Origin of the sequence: Hongsoonwoonella zoysiae (genome assembly GCF_013266695.1) — a bacterium.
Taxonomy (GTDB): domain Bacteria; phylum Pseudomonadota; class Alphaproteobacteria; order Rhizobiales; family Stappiaceae; genus Hongsoonwoonella; species Hongsoonwoonella zoysiae.
Genome location: NZ_JABRXF010000003.1, coordinates 342,710 through 357,569, shown reverse-complemented (window position 1 = coordinate 357,569; position 14,860 = coordinate 342,710). Strand labels below are relative to the sequence as shown.

General features: G+C 61.3%; 17 protein-coding genes. 10 read left to right on the top strand and 7 right to left on the bottom strand.

Going from position 1 to position 14,860, the window contains the following annotated elements; translation table 11 throughout:
- The first annotated feature begins 7 nt into the window (after positions 1 to 7).
- The gene (locus tag HPQ64_RS18055; RefSeq protein WP_172890025.1) at positions 8 to 649 is read left to right on the top strand and encodes a lysophospholipid acyltransferase family protein; all 642 of its coding nucleotides are present in this window, start codon (positions 8 to 10) and stop codon (positions 647 to 649) included.
- Between the two features lie 2 nt (positions 650 to 651).
- Positions 652 to 1,194: a hypothetical protein gene (locus HPQ64_RS18050; protein ID WP_172890024.1), complete on the top strand. Its 543-nt coding sequence runs from the start codon at positions 652 to 654 to the stop codon at positions 1,192 to 1,194.
- A gap of 4 nt (positions 1,195 to 1,198) precedes the next feature.
- Here the strand turns inward: HPQ64_RS18050 and HPQ64_RS18045 are convergent, their stop codons facing one another.
- Both HPQ64_RS18045 and HPQ64_RS18040 read right to left on the bottom strand, forming a co-directional pair.
- Positions 1,199 to 1,948: a 2OG-Fe(II) oxygenase gene (locus tag HPQ64_RS18045; RefSeq protein WP_172890023.1), complete on the bottom strand. Its 750-nt coding sequence runs from the start codon at positions 1,946 to 1,948 to the stop codon at positions 1,199 to 1,201.
- A gap of 168 nt (positions 1,949 to 2,116) precedes the next feature.
- Positions 2,117 to 2,962 carry an META domain-containing protein gene (locus HPQ64_RS18040; protein ID WP_172890022.1) on the bottom strand — a complete coding sequence of 282 codons (846 nt, stop codon included), beginning with the start codon at positions 2,960 to 2,962 and terminating at the stop codon, positions 2,117 to 2,119.
- Between the two features lie 238 nt (positions 2,963 to 3,200).
- Between HPQ64_RS18040 and HPQ64_RS18035 the strand changes: the two genes are divergently transcribed.
- The 5 genes from HPQ64_RS18035 (at position 3,201) to HPQ64_RS18015 (ending at position 7,614) form a co-directional block, all read left to right on the top strand.
- Complete coding sequence (locus HPQ64_RS18035) at positions 3,201 to 4,229, top strand: ligase-associated DNA damage response exonuclease (RefSeq protein WP_172890403.1); 1,029 nt, start codon at positions 3,201 to 3,203, stop codon at positions 4,227 to 4,229.
- A gap of 67 nt (positions 4,230 to 4,296) precedes the next feature.
- Positions 4,297 to 4,716, top strand: a complete 420-nt coding sequence (locus HPQ64_RS18030) for a DUF4440 domain-containing protein (RefSeq protein WP_246270783.1) — start codon at positions 4,297 to 4,299, stop codon at positions 4,714 to 4,716.
- Between the two features lie 16 nt (positions 4,717 to 4,732).
- Positions 4,733 to 6,364: a cisplatin damage response ATP-dependent DNA ligase gene (locus HPQ64_RS18025; protein WP_172890020.1), complete on the top strand. Its 1,632-nt coding sequence runs from the start codon at positions 4,733 to 4,735 to the stop codon at positions 6,362 to 6,364.
- Positions 6,365 to 6,421: 57 nt separating this feature from the next.
- Positions 6,422 to 7,042, top strand: a complete 621-nt coding sequence (locus tag HPQ64_RS18020) for a 2-hydroxychromene-2-carboxylate isomerase (RefSeq protein WP_172890019.1) — start codon at positions 6,422 to 6,424, stop codon at positions 7,040 to 7,042.
- Between the two features lie 77 nt (positions 7,043 to 7,119).
- Positions 7,120 to 7,614, top strand: a complete 495-nt coding sequence (locus HPQ64_RS18015) for a hypothetical protein (protein ID WP_172890018.1) — start codon at positions 7,120 to 7,122, stop codon at positions 7,612 to 7,614.
- Positions 7,615 to 7,639: 25 nt separating this feature from the next.
- Here the strand turns inward: HPQ64_RS18015 and HPQ64_RS18010 are convergent, their stop codons facing one another.
- Positions 7,640 to 8,506: a thioesterase family protein gene (locus HPQ64_RS18010; protein WP_172890017.1), complete on the bottom strand. Its 867-nt coding sequence runs from the start codon at positions 8,504 to 8,506 to the stop codon at positions 7,640 to 7,642.
- 255 nt (positions 8,507 to 8,761) lie between these two features.
- Entirely contained in the window at positions 8,762 to 9,718 is a 957-nt protein-coding gene (locus HPQ64_RS18005) for an alpha/beta hydrolase (protein ID WP_172890016.1), read from the bottom strand.
- 174 nt (positions 9,719 to 9,892) lie between these two features.
- Here HPQ64_RS18005 and HPQ64_RS18000 point away from each other — a divergent pair, with 174 nt between their 5' ends.
- Together HPQ64_RS18000 and HPQ64_RS17995 are read left to right on the top strand one after the other, a co-directional pair.
- Positions 9,893 to 10,372 carry a secondary thiamine-phosphate synthase enzyme YjbQ gene (locus tag HPQ64_RS18000; RefSeq protein WP_172890015.1) on the top strand — a complete coding sequence of 160 codons (480 nt, stop codon included), beginning with the start codon at positions 9,893 to 9,895 and terminating at the stop codon, positions 10,370 to 10,372.
- Positions 10,373 to 10,408: 36 nt separating this feature from the next.
- Positions 10,409 to 10,819 (top strand): DUF1475 family protein, encoded by a 411-nt coding sequence (locus HPQ64_RS17995; protein ID WP_172890402.1) that lies wholly within the window; start codon positions 10,409 to 10,411, stop codon positions 10,817 to 10,819.
- On the opposite strand, the gene pip is transcribed toward HPQ64_RS17995, so the two are convergent.
- From pip to HPQ64_RS17980, 3 genes are read right to left on the bottom strand one after another with little or no spacing between them, the layout of a single operon-like run.
- Positions 10,800 to 11,780, bottom strand: a complete 981-nt coding sequence (gene pip / locus HPQ64_RS17990) for a prolyl aminopeptidase (protein WP_172890014.1) — start codon at positions 11,778 to 11,780, stop codon at positions 10,800 to 10,802. The genes HPQ64_RS17995 and pip overlap by 20 nt on opposite strands.
- Before the next feature lie 18 nt (positions 11,781 to 11,798).
- Complete coding sequence (locus tag HPQ64_RS17985; protein ID WP_172890013.1) at positions 11,799 to 13,382, bottom strand: sodium:solute symporter family transporter; 1,584 nt, start codon at positions 13,380 to 13,382, stop codon at positions 11,799 to 11,801.
- Positions 13,379 to 13,693 (bottom strand): hypothetical protein, encoded by a 315-nt coding sequence (locus tag HPQ64_RS17980; RefSeq protein ID WP_172890012.1) that lies wholly within the window; start codon positions 13,691 to 13,693, stop codon positions 13,379 to 13,381. Before HPQ64_RS17980 ends, HPQ64_RS17985 begins: the two co-directional genes overlap by 4 nt.
- A gap of 458 nt (positions 13,694 to 14,151) precedes the next feature.
- Here HPQ64_RS17980 and HPQ64_RS17975 point away from each other — a divergent pair, with 458 nt between their 5' ends.
- Positions 14,152 to 14,820 (top strand): response regulator, encoded by a 669-nt coding sequence (locus tag HPQ64_RS17975; RefSeq protein WP_172890011.1) that lies wholly within the window; start codon positions 14,152 to 14,154, stop codon positions 14,818 to 14,820.
- Positions 14,821 to 14,860: the final 40 nt, after the last annotated feature.

The following is a 14,860-nucleotide window of genomic DNA, read 5'->3' as shown; positions in this document are numbered from 1 at the left end:
GGGCGCGATGAAGCTTCTTCGCCTCGCCTTTTTCGCGCTCGTCATCCGGCCCGTGCTTCTCATCCTGCTCGGCGTCAACCTGCGCGGGCGGGAGAAGCTTCCGATAAGCGGGCCGGCGGTGCTTGCGGCAAATCACAATTCGCACCTCGACACGCTGACGCTGATCGCTCTTTTTCCCCTGCGCGACCTGCCGCGCATACGCCCCGTGGCGGCGATGGATTATTTCCTGAAGAACCGCTTTCTCGCGTGGTTCGCGACGAACATCATCGGCATTCTGCCGATCGACCGGCAGAGCGGGGCGAAAGAGGGCGCAAACCCGCTAGAGGCTTGCGAGGAGGCGCTTGTGCGCGGGGATATCCTGATCCTGTTTCCCGAAGGGTCGCGCGGGGAGCCGGAGCGGCTTTCCGGCTTCAAGAAGGGGATCGCCCATCTTGCGCGCGGATGCCCGGATGTGCCCGTTATCCCGATCTTCATGTACGGGCTGGGGCGGGCGCTTCCGAAAGGCTCCTTCATTCTGGTACCCTTCAACTGCGATATCGTCGTAGGAGATGAGCTTTACGGCGAAGAGGATATTTCCGCGTTCATGACCCGCTACGAGGCGGAGATGAAGCACCTTGCGAGCGATCTGCACCTGCCGGTGTGGGAGTGACGATGCCCTGGCATCTCGCAGCAATCGCCTGGGGATTTGCCGAGGCAACCGTCTTCTTCCTCGTTCCTGACGTTCTGCTGACTTTTACGGCAATCCGCTTCGGCATGAAGACGGCGTTTGCGCTCTCGGCGACCGCCGCCATTGGAGCGGTGGCGGGCGGGGCGGTGATGATCGCCGCCGCCGGCCATCATGCGGCCGCCGTAACCGCGATATTGGATGCCATTCCGGCGATCTCTCCTGGAATGATCGCCGAAACGCGTGCGGAGATGATCGAGAATTGGCCCTTCGCTGTCTTCATTGGAGCGGTGACGGGAGTTCCCTTCAAGATATTCGCCGTCCAGTCGGCGGTACTCCAGATTGCGGAGGAGGCTTTTTTGAGCGTTGCTTTTGCGGCACGGCTTGCGCGTTTCGTGCTGGCTGTGCTGCTTGCACGAATTGCCATTGCCGGGCTGAAAAGAGCCGGAATGGAGCACCGCGCGGCCCCGGCCTGGTTCGGCTTCTGGTGCCTGTTTTACGTTTTCTATTTCTCCACAATGCCGAACTGAAGCCTCAGGCTCCATCGTGGAAGATGACGCCGAGCGTATGGCGGTTGCCGCTCAAAATGCGGCTGACGCCGTGGCGCATGCGCACGCGGTAAGTGCCGCGCGTTCCTTCCACCGGGCGTTCGTTGACGGCGAAGATAACCGCTTCTCCCCGCGACAGCGGCACGACTGAGGCGCGCGACTGCTGGCGGGGGCGCTGTTCGGTCAAAACGAATTCGCCGCCCGTGAAGTCCTTACCCGGTTCGGACAGGAGAAAGGCGGCCTGCAGCGGAAAGACGTGATCGCCGTAAAGATCCTGATGCAGGCAGTTGAAATCGTCTTGCCTGTAGCGCAACAGAAGGGGCGTGGGCCGCGTCTGGCCGGCGTCATGACAGCGCTTGAGAAAGTCCGAATGTTCGGAGGGGAAGGAAACGCCTCTTCCGGTCCGTTCCGACCACGAATTCGCAAGTGGAGCCAGATGCGGATATAGGCTTGAGCGCAGCGACTGGACGAGGCTCGGCAGGGGATAGGCGAGGTATTTGTACTCTCCACTGCCGAAACCGTGACGGGCCATGACGATTCGCGTGCGAAACAGGCCGTCGTTGTCATAGGCGCAGGCAAGCGCCTCGCACGCCTCACGGGTTAACAGCGGGCCTGTCGTCGCAAAGCCGAATGTGTCGAGATCGGCGAGGATACGTGGCCAGTCGAGGCCGTTCACCCGTGTAGCGTAATCCGTTTGCAAGATGTCGTGCTTCAAGGTGGCAGGGTCTTCAGGCATGTTTCGGCAGTTCCTTCGCGGGGCGCCCGTCGTGAGTGATTTCGAAAGCCGATTTGACCATACGGCCAACGCTGGCGCCGCCCGAAAACAGATCGATGCCGTCAGGAATTGCGGCCATATGCAAAAAGCGGATCGCGCCGCCGCCCTAATTCCTGCCCTGACCGGCGGTTAGCGCCCGGAAAGCACCATGAGCGGCCGGCCGCCGCGTTCATAAAGTGTGAGCCGCTGGCGGTTGCCGTTGACGCGGATGGCTGAGCGGATCGCGTCGAGGAACCGGCGCTCCAGATCGCCTCGTTTGCCCGAACAGCCCTTGTTCGTCGTGACAACGCGCGAAACGGCGATGCGCGTCCGGTCCTGAGAGAGGCGGCCTGCAATTTCGTTGCATCCGGCAAAAGCGGTGAAGCGGCCTGTTGGCCCAACTTCCATCTTCGCGAATTGGGCAAGTACGGGGGCGACCGGAGTAAGGCGCCCGTTTTCTCCGCGCACGAGCCGGATCTGCCAATCGCCGTAAAGCGAGGGAATTGCCGGCTTTCTCGCGTGGGGCCTGCTCCGCGCCTTGACGAGCACGAAGGTCTCCCATTCGCCGATCCGCTTGCTGACGGCAGCAAGCAGGGAACCGCGACCTACGCCCGCGCGCACATATTTTCCGTTCTGCAGCGAACGAAGCGCGAAGCGGTGGCGCGAGAGGCGGTGCATCTCGAATGTTTCCCAACCGTCGATTTCAAGGCTGCCGGCGGAAAGAAGCGTGTGGCGCCCGACACCGGCGCGCACGAATGTATTATCGTTCGGCACACGAAAGGCGACCCGGTTGCCGGACAGATGCACAAGATCGAGCTTGGCGGCATTACGCTTTTTTCGCGCGGTGGCGGCAAGAAGGCCCGCGCGATCCGCACTTAGCGTGACATAGCGCCCGCTTTGGTGGGACCGGAGATGCACGATTTCGGCGAACGCCGGTGCAGCCGAAGAGACAACTGCGATAAATGTTGCACCAAGAATAGCGGAAAACCATTTCATGACGTCATATCCCTTATCGGACGGGCCGCTAAAGGCGGGTCCGATCCATGCGGAATTTTACGGCGGGAAATTGAATAGAGCCTGAACGGCATGGCCATGATTGAAATGGGGTGCCTGAATCCGGGTATGCCGGTCCGTGAAATGTCATGATTCGACAATCCGGTGACAGCGGGGCAAAACAGCCTATCTTGTCGGGTAAAGATCCGATGCCGCTCGGTAAATTCTATTTTTGGGGGCACTGATTAACACCTCGCGCGAACATCTGATACTGACCGAAGCCGGCCTTTATTGTCCGGCCGGCGGATTTCATATCGACCCCGTGCGCCCGGTGAAGCGTGCGCTGATAACGCATGGCCATGCGGACCACGCCCGCGCGGGCCATGGCGCGGTGATGGCAAGCGCCGAGACGCTGAAGATCATGGCCGCGCGATATGGCGAGGACTTCGCAAGTGTCACCGAGATGGCAGGAATTGGCGAAAGCATGCCCATCGGCAATGTCGCGGTTTCCTTCCACCCCGCCGGCCACGTGCTCGGCTCCTGCCAGATCAAACTGGATTTCTCTGGCTTCAGGATCGTCGTCTCGGGCGACTACAAGCGGCAGGCCGACCCGACGTGCGCTGCCTTCGAACTCGTGCCGTGCGATATATTTATCACCGAAGCGACGTTCGGACTGCCCGTTTTCCGCCATCCTAAGGCCGAAGACGAGATCGCGAAGCTCTTGAAGTCGTTGGAGCTGTTTCCTGACAAGACGCATCTTGTCGGGGCATATGCGCTCGGCAAGGCGCAACGCGTGATCGCGCTGCTTCGCCAGGCGGGATACGACAAGCCTGTCTACCTGCACGGAGCGCTGGAGGCGCTGTGCCGGCTTTATGAGGAAGAAGGGGTGAAGCTTGGTCCGCTTGAGCCCGTCGGCAAGCGCGGGCGGGAACTGGCGGGCGAAATCGTCATCGCGCCGCCAGGGCAACTTGCCGACCGCTGGTCGAGGCGCTTCGGTGACCCGGTGACGGCGGCCGCCAGCGGCTGGATGCGGGTGAGGGCGCGCGCGCGCCAGCGCGGCGCCGAACTGCCGCTCATCATTTCCGATCATGCCGACTGGGACGACCTTTGCGCGACCGTCGCGGAAACGGGAGCAGAGGAAATCTGGGTGACGCATGGGGCGGAAGAAGCGCTTGTCCACTGGTGCGGGACAATGGGGCTGAAAGCGCGGCCGCTGAACCTGATCGGATATGAAGACAGCGGCGAAACCTCAGAATCCGGTGGAACTTAGAAATCAAGGCCGTGCTATTGCCTCAATTTCCGATACCTGTCGGGAAATGAGGAGGGAGATGATTGTGATGCAGGACGACAGCAGCCAAATGGGCGAAGACGCTTACGAGGAAGAGGCGCAGGCAGCGATCGCCGAACTCTTCGAGGCCTATCGGGCAGGTTTCGACGACTACGATGCGCACGCGATCGCGGATTGCTTTGCCTTTCCGGTGGTGATCTGGCAGTTCGGGCGGGGCACGCATTTCGCCGATGAAGAGGAGCTTCTTGAAAACATCGAGAAACTGCTCGAAGCGCTTGAAAAGGAAGACGTCGTCCACTCCGACTTCGAAGTGATTTCGGCGCATGTCAGCGGCTCCACCGCGCTCGTATCGCTGGCGTGGTCGCAGGACGACCGCGATGACGAGCCGATCCTGGAGTTTACCTGCCACTACCACCTGATGCTCGAAGGCGAGGACTGGCGCATCGCGATGATCGTGAACGAGATGTGAGCGGGGGCGGGCGGCAATGCAGGATTTCGCCGAACTGCTCGACCGCCTTTCCTTCGAGCCGAGGCGCAATGCGAAGCTTGCGTTGCTGACGGACTACTTCGCCTCAACCCCCGACCCGGACCGGGGACTGGCGCTGGCCGCGCTTACCGGTGAACTCGATTTCCGGCACGCCAAGCCCGCGATGCTGCGCTCGCTGATTGGCGAACGGACCGACCCGGTGCTGTTCGCCCTATCCTACGATTTCGTGGGCGACCTTTCCGAGACCATCGCGCTGATGTGGCCCAAGCGCGAAGGCGCGAATGCGGCTCCGCCGAACCTTTCGGAAGTTGTCGAGACGCTTTCCAAGGCCGGCAAGACCGAAGTTCCGGGCCTCGTTTCCGGCTGGCTCGACACGCTGGACGAGACCGGGCGCTGGGCGCTTTTAAAACTCGTGACCGGAGGTATGCGTGTCGGCGTTTCGGCGAGGCTTGCGAAAACGGTGGTCGCCGGGCTCGGGTCTCTTTCTCCCGATGATGTGGAAGAGGTCTGGCACGGCCTGAAACCGCCTTACGAGGCCCTGTTCGCCTGGGCCGAAGGGGGCGCCGAAAAGCCTGAGACGAACAACCCGGCGCCCTTCCGTCCGCCGATGCTGGCGCACCCGATCGACGAGGCGGATTTCGAGCGCCTGCAGCCTGAGCATTTCGCTGCCGAATGGAAGTGGGACGGCATCCGGGTACAGGCCGTTGCCGGACGGGAGCGGAACGGCGCAACTGCGCGAAAGCTTTTTTCACGCTCCGGCGACGATATTTCCGCAGCCTTTCGCGATCTCGTGGACGAGTTCGACTTCGATGCGGCGATCGATGGTGAGCTTCTCGTCATGATCGAGGGACGGGTGCAGTCCTTCAACGCGCTTCAGCAAAGGCTGAACCGAAAGACCGTGACGAAGGCGCTGATGAACTCCGCCCCCGTCGGTATTCGCGCCTATGACCTTCTGGCGCTTGATGGCGAAGACTTGCGCGAGCGGCCGTTCGAGGAGCGGCGCGACAGGCTGGAGGACTTTCTCGACCGTCTAGGCCATCCGGCCTTGCATGTTTCGCCAATGGTCGGCTTTTCAAGCTGGGCGGAACTTGCCTCGGCGCGCGAGGATCCCGCACGTTTCGATGCGGGCGAGGATGCCGCCGCAATCGAGGGCGTCATGTTGAAACGCCGGGACGCCCCATACGTTCCGGGCAGGCCGAAGGGCCTGTGGTTCAAGTGGAAACGCGACCCGTTCCTCGTTGATGCCGTGCTGATGTATGCGCAGCGTGGACACGGAAAACGCTCTTCCTATTACTCCGATTACACATTCGGCGTCTGGCGCGAAGGCGAGCTTGTGCCGGTCGGCAAGGCTTATTTCGGCTTTACCGACGAGGAGTTGCTGAAGATCGATCGCTTCGTGCGCAACAATACTCTGAACCGTTTCGGCCCTGTGCGCGAGGTTGTCCACACAAGCGAAAACGGACTCGTGCTTGAGATTGCGTTTGAGGGAATTGCGCGTTCGAAACGACATAAATCGGGCCTTGCCATGCGCTTTCCGCGTATTGCCCGCCTCAGGTGGGACAAACCGCCGGCGGAAGCGGACCGCATCGACCTTCTTGAAGCTTTGGTGAACGACGACGAGAAGGCTTGAAACATGGGCCATGCGCGCGCAGGGTAGCCGCCGAAAATTCTCAGCGGAGATCGCACGATGCAGCGCGTTATCGATTATTATTTCTCACAAGTTTCACCCTGGGCCTACCTCGGACACCAGGCGGTTTTGAAGCTTGCGGATGAATATGGCTATGCAGTGCGTTTCAAGCCGGTGGATCTTGGGCAGGTGTTCGCCGAAACGGGCGGGCTGCCGCTTGGCAAGCGCCACCCCGCGCGCCAGGCATACCGGCTTCTCGACCTGCAGCGGTGGCGCGAAAAGCGGGACCTTCCGCTAAACCTTCACCCGAAACACTTTCCGACCGATGCCGGACCCGCAAATCGTGCGGTAATCGTGCTCGCGCGCGAAGGCGGCCCGGTGAGAGATTTTTCCGACCGTGCCTTCCGCGCCTGCTGGGCGGAGGAGCGCGACATTGCCGAGCGCGATGTGCTGAAGGCGATTCTCGACGACCTCGGCATCGACGGCGGTGAGATCCTGAAAGCGGCGGATGAACCGGAAATCGCCGAGCGCTATGAGGCCCTTCGGCAGGAGGCGGTCGAGGCGGGCGTCTTCGGTTCGCCAAGCTACGTCTGGAAGGGAGAGGTATTCTGGGGGCAGGACAGCCTGGAGCTTCTGGAAGATGCCCTGAAGAGCGACCGGGAGCCCTTTAGCGCCGAATAACCGGCAACTCATTTGATGCCCTTGCGCTTCAAAGCCGTTATGATTGCATCTCAATGGCTTGCCGCGAGGATACCAAAATGATTCCAAGGGTGATTGCGTTCCTGCTCGGCATCCTGCTGGCGCAAACGGCCTTTGCCCAGGAAGAGACGCTCGACCGCGAGCGCTACAGCATCGAGAAAACGGACGAGGGCTATCTGCGGGTTGACCGGGAGAGCGGCCATGTTTCGCTCTGCCAGAAGGCGAACGGGGCCTGGCGCTGTGCGCCGGTTCCGGACGCACAGCTTGCGCTGGAAGACGAGATCGACAAACTCAGAAGCGAGATCGAGAGGCTTTCCGCACGCAATAGCGAGTTGGAGGCGAAAATTCTCGCCATCAGCCGCGCGGCGGACGAGGCGTTGAGTGGAATTTCGGAAGACGATGTCAGACCGAAGACCGATGCACCGTCCGACAGCCTGACGCGGAACGACGAAGAGCAGATCGACCGGGCGCTGGATTTCACCGAGAAGGCGATGCGCAGGTTCTTCGGCCTCATGAAGGATCTGCGCGACGAATTCGAGGACTCCAACCAATAGGCATGGCCTGCCGATAGTGCGCCGTTCAGCCGATCGCCATGTCTGCGATCGCCTTGCGGATGTCATCTTCAAGAGGCACGGCTTTGCGCGTCTCAAGGTCCATTGTCAGCGCTACGACCTCGCATACCGCTGCGAGGCGGCTGGCCCGCGCCTCGAAAAGGTGATGGCGGAAGGTGAAAGTGGATTTCGCCGCCGCCACCGGGCCGCTGATGACGAGGACCGGATCGCCCGCCTTGATAGGTCCGGCCCAGGCAAGCTTCATTTCCACCGCGACGCGACCGAGTCCGCGTTCGGCCAGCCAGCGGCTCGTCATCGGCGTCATGTTCCAGACATGTGGCGCGCCTTCGGTAAAACGCGCGAGCGCCAGCTCGTCGTCGGCGCGGCTGTCCGGTCCGAGATTTCGCGCGGTGATCGTCGACCGGTTGACGACCGCGGCACCCGCCTTGATCAGCGCATCCGGACTGACCTTGAATGAGGGCTGTGCGGCGGAAAGGCCACGTGGCAGCGCCTCGTCGGGCATTTCCCGCTCGAACGCCTTGAAACGGCGCCTCAACTCGCGGATTGCGGTTTCGGCGACTTCATAGCCATCGATCGCGGTGGCCGAAAGGACGCCTTCGTCCGTGCACATCTCGTGAACAACGGTAAGCATGTGCGGGCCGTCGAAGGCGACGAACGAACGCACGACAAGGACATCGCCGGTCACCAGTTCGCAGTGATAGCGCACGTGCCGCACACGGCGGGTGCCGACAAGCGCGTCGGTGAGCCCGGTAATAAGGCGAAACTGGCGGTCGGCCTCATCGAAGCGGGAGAAATAGAACTGAACGTTGAGATGGTCGTTCTCGTCGCACTCCCAGCGATTTACGAAGGAAAACAGCGTCTCCACGGCCGGCATGTCTTCTTTCCTTGTCTCCGGACGTGAACTGCCCGGTGTGCACGGTGGCTTGTTTCTTAATTCGCCCGGCAAAGGGCTGCATTCACGCAACGCCTGCGTGGAGGGCCAGTGTGGTGGATTTGAAATACGCCTCATCCTGGCAGCTGCCTCCCGGAGCGTATTTCGAATTCAAAAACCACACTTGAAGCATATGTTTGCCAGTCACCCTTTTGAATCCGAAGTTCGTTCAGAGCATGCCGGAAATTGAGACGAACTTCAGATTCGGGTGACCAGGAACCGGTCTATCTCGGTGTTGCTTTGGTCCGCGATCCCGAGCGGGAAATGCTGGAATACGTGGCAACCACCCGGATAGACCTGCAACTCGCAAGCATTGCCGGCTGCCCGCCAGCGGCTCGCCATGAAAAGCGTATCGTCCAGCAGGGGATCACGCGTGCCGACGACGAAGTGGGCGGGAGGCATATTCGAAAGGTCGGCGAAAAGCGGGGAAATGTCCGCATCCGCCGGATCGCCGCCCCGGGCGAGGTAGTGGCGCGTGAACATCTCTATATCCCGCGTGTTGAGCACGAGCTTTTCCGTCCCCCACGCCCGCGCGCTCGGCGTCAGTGTCAGGTCGAAGCAGCCGCAGATGAAGACGACCGCGGAGAAAGGACATGCCCCGCGCGAATTTCGCAGCCTGAGCAATGTCGTCGCCGACAGGTTCGCGCCGGCCGAATCGCCGCCGATCGCAAACCGCTCGATGCCGAACCTGAGCGCCCCTTCCGACAAAAGCCAGAGGGCGGCGGCCTCGCAGTCGTCGGGGCCTTCCGGATAGGGGTGTTCGGGCGCAAGCCGGTAATCCACCGAGACGACGACGAGCCCGGTGTTGTCGGCGATCTCCACCAGGCGTGGATCCTGCTGGTCGGCGGCGCCCAGGGTCCAGCCGCCACCGTGAATGTGAAGATAGGCGCCGACGGGCGCTCGCCCCTCTGGCGGGATGATGCGCAAAGGGATATCGCCGTGTGGGCCGGAGATCGTAATCGTTTCCGCCCGCTCACTCTTGGGCGGCAGCGGAAAAGGGCCCAGGCCCTGCGCGCGCCGCTCCCGTATCAAGGCGGGGGGATAGGCCCACTGATCCGGCAGGGCTGCAAGCCGGGCGACAAGCTCGTTGTTGAAGTCCCTCGTCTCTGGCGAGATCGCCTCGTTCAGGAAAAGGTCGGGATCGAGATCGGCCATGGCGTTGAAATATCCAACCGTAGCTTCGGGCCGCAAGCCAATTCGGCAACGCGGCAGCCAAGTTTCTCCCCTTTGGTAATTTTCCACAAGTGCGGGGTTCAAGCCGGTGCCTTGCGCATCGTGCCTACGCGCCGCATAGTTTTCCTCCAGATGAAGTTCTGCGGGGTGGGAACCATGCCGGGAAAAGGCGGTGGCGCCGGCATTGGCGCCTGGACGCTGGACGAGGAAGCGCGCGAACTCAAGCAACATCTGGGGCGGCTGCTTGTTTCCACACGAGGCCGCTCCATGCTGGGAATTTCGGCAAACATCAACCGATGGCTCGAAACGGTCGATGCGTGCGATGGATTGCTGACGCTTTTTCTGCAGCATACGTCCGCCTCGCTCGTCGTGCAGGAAAATACCGACCCGGACGTGCAGGCCGACATACTCGACGCGCTCGACGAATTGGCGCCGGCGGACTACGGCTGGCGACATTCGCTCGAAGGCCCCGACGACATGCCAGCCCACGTCAAGGCGGCGCTAACCGGCGTGAGCCTTCAGGTGCCGGTCGTCGACCGGCGCCTCGACCTTGGAACCTGGCAGGAAATATACGTGGTTGAGCATCGCGCGAGCGGTCATCGGCGCAGCCTGACGCTCCACTACCATGGAACGTGACCGGGAAGGAGAGATCCGCAGTTTTCCCGCTGCCGTATTTTCAAGATACTAGTTCTGGAGCGAATTCTTCTAACGAAAGCGATCCCGCTTTCGTGGAAAGCGCTCTGGAACGGCAAAAAAAGCGAAGGCCGGTCTATGCTCATCCTCACCCGCTTGGTTCTCGCAACCGCTGCATTGGTGCTTTCGGCGTTGATTGCCTGGGCATTCGCCACTGATGCGCCGTTCTGGGAAAGCTTTGGCGCGGTCGCGGCAAATCCGTGGGGACTTGTCGGTCTTGCCGATCTCTATCTGGGATTTCTCGTCTCAGCGATCGTGATCGCCTTGGTCGAAGGCAACCGGATATCAGCCGCCGCCTGGATCGTGGCGCTGTTCTTCCTGGGCAACATCGCTTCGGCGATATGGCTCGCGCTGCGCCTTCGCCGCCTGATCAGGCAGGCCGCCCCTTGAAGGAATTGGTGGCGGTAACGAGCGCTTCGGAAATGCCGGGCTCCGTCGCCGTGTGTCCGGCGACGTCGATGATCTTAAGTTCCGCTTCCGGCCAGGCATTCGCAAGTTCGAACGCGGTTTGCGCAGGTGTGACCACATCATAGCGGCCCTGGACGATGACGCCCGGTATGTGGCGTATCCGGCCGACATTCCTCAACAAATGATCGTCTCTTTCGAAAAAGCCGCCGTTCACGAAGTAATGCGCCTCTATCGAGGCGAAGGCGAGGGCGAAGTCGTCTTCCCCGAAATGTTCGACGCGGGCGGGGTCGGGCTTCACAGAAAGGGTCGCACCTTCCCATTGCGCCCAGCGCTTGGCGGCTTCGAGGCGAACCTGCGCATCGCTCCCCGTAAGGCGGCGGTGATAGGCCGCGATCAGGTCGCCCCGTTCATCTTCGGGGATATAGTCGCGAAAGAGAGCGAACAGATCCGGGAAAAGCCAGCTGGCGCCGCACTGATAGAACCACTGCAACTCGGCCCGGCGAAGCGTGAATATGCCCCGCAGTACCAGCTCCGACACCCGCCCCGGATGAGATTGCGCGTAGGCAAGAGCCAGCGCGGAACCCCAAGAGCCACCGAAAACCTGCCATTGCTCGATGCCGAGATGTTCGCGCAAGGCCTCGATATCGGAGACGAGATGCCAGGTGGTATTGTCCGAAAGCTCCGCGTGAGGGGTCGATCGCCCGCAGCCGCGCTGGTCGAAGACGACGACGCGATGGGCGTCAGGATCGTGGAAGCGGTGCATTGCAGGATTGGAGCCGCCGCCGGGGCCGCCGTGCAGCATCACGACGGGCTTGCCCTGCGGATTGCCGCTTTCTTCCCAATAGATCTCGTGCAGACCGCCAACCTTGAGCCTACCCGTTCGACGTGGGGCGATCGCTGGGAAAAGAAATTCTGACACTGCGTGCGCTCCGGCATTCGGCATGGATTGGAAGCCTTTTTATCAAACGGAATTGGTAGCCGGTTTCGGCGGGCGGGTACGCCGGGAGAATTTATGCGCCCATTCGCCCGTATGGACGAGGAATGACGCAAGAAAGCCGGCTGGAACGCCGAAAACCGCGCTTGCCAATGGCGAAATGCCCATTATTTCGCTCATCCCCAGATATTCGATCCCGGCAAAGTAGCCGAGCGAACCGGCTATTCCGGCAATCATGCCGGCAAGAGCCGCGACCCACGAAATACCTCGTGTCCAGATAGACAGCACGAGGACCGGAAAAAAGCCGCTAGCCGCAAGCGAGAAGGACATCGCTGCGAGGTTCGGCACCTGCGCCACAGGAAAGATGACAAATCTGCCTGCGAGAAGACAAAGCATGATGACAGCAAGGCGTGCGGCGAAGACCTTTCGGCTTGCCGGCGTCATGCGGTCGATCGCATGGGAATAAACGTCATGCGCCAGCGTACCGCCCAGAGCCACGAGCGTGCCGGCTGCCGTGGACAGCACGGCAGCGAAAGCGCCGATCCACAGGAACCCGGAAAGTACGGGCGGCAGTCCACCGGCGGCCTTGCCCCAGGAAAGCGGTTCGCCTGCCACTGGTTGCCAGTGAATCTGCCGTGAATAGGCAATGGCGACGGCAAAAAACACGGCGACGAAGAAAAGGCCCCAGGCGAAGGAACGGCGCGCGCCGCCCGGACTTGCGACGACGAGGCTGCGGCCAAGAACGTGCGGCAGGCACGCGGTGCCCAAAAGGACAGTTACCGTAAGCGCGCCGAGTTCAATTGAAGACAGCGATGAAAGCATGCCCTGCAATTCGGGGGGGAGGTGCTCCACGGCGATGCCGGCATCCGACACCGATCCCGCGAATGACAAACCGTCGCTGCCGATCACCCAGAAATAAAAGATCGGCAATGCGAATGCCACGCCAAGAGTGACCGCCTGCACGGCCTGATTCCAGGTCAGAGAACGCATGCCGCCTGGAAGCACCATGAGAAGCAGGGCGACAATAACCCCGAGAACGCTTGCCTTCAGGGAAAGCCCGAAAAAGGCGGCGATGAGCCAACCCGCAATTTCGACCTCTGCCAGGAACAGGGGCAGCAAGGCACCAATGAGGACTAGCGCGCCGAGATGCCTAACGAAGCCGCTTTCGAATTTTCGGCCGAAATAATCCGGCAGGGTGAGCGCTTCGGCGCGTCTGAGGTAGGGCGCGAAGACAAAGCCGGCCAGGTAGAGACCGCCCGCCAGGGAGGCGAGAATAAGAAAGCCCGCCGCTCCCCACAAGCGTAGAGCGTCCGCAAGGCCGATGAAAGCCGCGCCGCCGACAAGGCTGGCGCCGATCGCGAGGCCATTGAGCCCGGCCGGCACGTTCCGGTCTCCCACGAGATAGCCGATGGGGGAGACCGTGCCATAGGCAAGGCCCACAACAATGAAGGCGATGAGGGGGCCGGCGAAAATAACGAAGCGAATCAGCGTTTCCGGGACGCCAAGACGATCGAGCGCGGCAAGCAACGCCATGAGAGCCAAGAGCCCCCCCGCAAAGGCGATATAACGACGATTGCTGGGGGCCTTGTCGACAGGGCCTATGAACTTCACGATTCGACATCTCCCCTGCCGGGAACGGCGAACGGGCTTTCATCCGGTTCGTCCGCGATCAGCCTGTCGATATTCTCGAAAGTCCTGCAAAGCCTGACGGACAAGAGCACAAGTACGCCTAGGCACAAGAGAGCGGCACGCACGTCATCTACCACGAAACCCGCGGCTTCGATCGGGCCGCGCGTAACGACCGAGGCAAGCGGCCCGATTCCGGCTACCAGCAACAGAGCAACGGCAATCAACGTGAGCAACCTTGTACGGGTGCGCCACGCGGTCCGCGGATTGAAGCCTATTCGTATGGTCCGAGCCATTTCGTCCTTTCCGCCGTCTTTCCGCCCTTTTACCGGCAGCTTGGCGAGGCTTACAAGATCTACGGGCGCATGGAGCAAATGGCGACAGGTAATCGCCGCAATCTCTGCCGCCCATCGCTCCGGGCATGCCTTGCGCCGCAACCGGGAGCCATTAGGTCGGTTGCGCGCAGCTTGCCGCAAGCGCGTATTCGGTGCACTCTTTCGTAGAGTTGGAGCCCGTCATCCATGACGTTTGAACGGGCGGTTATACTCGGTAACAGTCGGCGAGCACACCGTAGCCAGAGCATATTCCGTCAAAACGACGCCGTTTTGACGATAAGATTGTGCTCCAACATAATGAATTTGGAGCGGGATCTTGTTTCGAAAGCGGCTCTGTTTTCGTGAAAGCCGCTCTAAGCATTCGGGCGTCGGCCGGTCGATGCAGCGGGCGGAAAACCGGCGCGAGGGGGAGGAATAGCGTGGCCGAAAACGCTTCATATCACTTCGTTATCGCAGACGATCATCCGTTGTTTCGCGGTGCGCTGAGGCAGACGCTGGAAACGCTTTATCACGATGCGGGCATTTCCGAAGTCGGCACGCTTGAGGATGCGATAGCGGAGCTCGACGAGCGCGACGAAATCGACCTTGTGCTGCTGGACCTTTCGATGCCGGGAATGCGGGGGTTTTCAGGGCTCATGTACCTTCGAGCGCAATATCCGTCGGTTCCGGTGGTGGTCGTCTCCGCGAACGAGGATCATTCCGCGATCCGAAGGTGCATGGAATTCGGTGCTTCCGGCTTCATCCCCAAGTCGCTCGGGATCGATATCATCCGCGACGCGGTGAAGGAGGTCATGGAAGGCGGCACGTGGACGCCGCCGGATGTGGACCTGACGAGCGAGGACGACGCGGTGGCCGGCATGGTGCAGCGGCTCTCAACGCTGACGCCGCAGCAAGTGCGCGTGCTGATGATGCTTTCGGAAGGGCTCTTGAACAAGCAGATTGCCTATGAGCTCAGCGTGTCGGAAGCGACCGTCAAGGCGCATGTGTCCGCCATCCTCCAAAAGCTCGGCGTCGAAAGCCGCACGCAAGCCGTGATCGCTGCTTCGAAAATCGAGCAGGGGCAGTGGCAGGCAGCGCTCGGCGCATAACCCCGCCAAAGGAACCCACACCGGTGGCAGATCCCGTCCG

Excerpts from the sequence above, each read along its gene's own strand:
- HPQ64_RS18020 (WP_172890019.1), top strand. The coding sequence starts at position 6,422 with ATGCAGCGCGTTATCGATTATTATTTCTCACAAGTTTCACCCTGGGCC.
- HPQ64_RS18040 (WP_172890022.1), bottom strand. The coding sequence starts at position 2,962 with ATGAAATGGTTTTCCGCTATTCTTGGTGCAACATTTATCGCAGTTGTC.
- HPQ64_RS18010 (WP_172890017.1), bottom strand. The coding sequence starts at position 8,506 with ATGCCGGCCGTGGAGACGCTGTTTTCCTTCGTAAATCGCTGGGAGTGC.
- HPQ64_RS18050 (WP_172890024.1), top strand. The coding sequence starts at position 652 with ATGCCCTGGCATCTCGCAGCAATCGCCTGGGGATTTGCCGAGGCAACC.
- HPQ64_RS18030 (WP_246270783.1), top strand. The coding sequence starts at position 4,297 with ATGCAGGACGACAGCAGCCAAATGGGCGAAGACGCTTACGAGGAAGAG.
- HPQ64_RS17980 (WP_172890012.1), bottom strand. The coding sequence starts at position 13,693 with ATGGCTCGGACCATACGAATAGGCTTCAATCCGCGGACCGCGTGGCGC.
- HPQ64_RS18025 (WP_172890020.1), top strand. The coding sequence starts at position 4,733 with ATGCAGGATTTCGCCGAACTGCTCGACCGCCTTTCCTTCGAGCCGAGG.
- HPQ64_RS18055 (WP_172890025.1), top strand. The coding sequence starts at position 8 with ATGAAGCTTCTTCGCCTCGCCTTTTTCGCGCTCGTCATCCGGCCCGTG.
- HPQ64_RS18015 (WP_172890018.1), top strand. The coding sequence starts at position 7,120 with ATGATTCCAAGGGTGATTGCGTTCCTGCTCGGCATCCTGCTGGCGCAA.
- HPQ64_RS18005 (WP_172890016.1), bottom strand. The coding sequence starts at position 9,718 with ATGGCCGATCTCGATCCCGACCTTTTCCTGAACGAGGCGATCTCGCCA.
- pip (WP_172890014.1), bottom strand. The coding sequence starts at position 11,780 with ATGCCGAATGCCGGAGCGCACGCAGTGTCAGAATTTCTTTTCCCAGCG.
- HPQ64_RS18045 (WP_172890023.1), bottom strand. The coding sequence starts at position 1,948 with ATGCCTGAAGACCCTGCCACCTTGAAGCACGACATCTTGCAAACGGAT.
- HPQ64_RS18000 (WP_172890015.1), top strand. The coding sequence starts at position 9,893 with ATGCCGGGAAAAGGCGGTGGCGCCGGCATTGGCGCCTGGACGCTGGAC.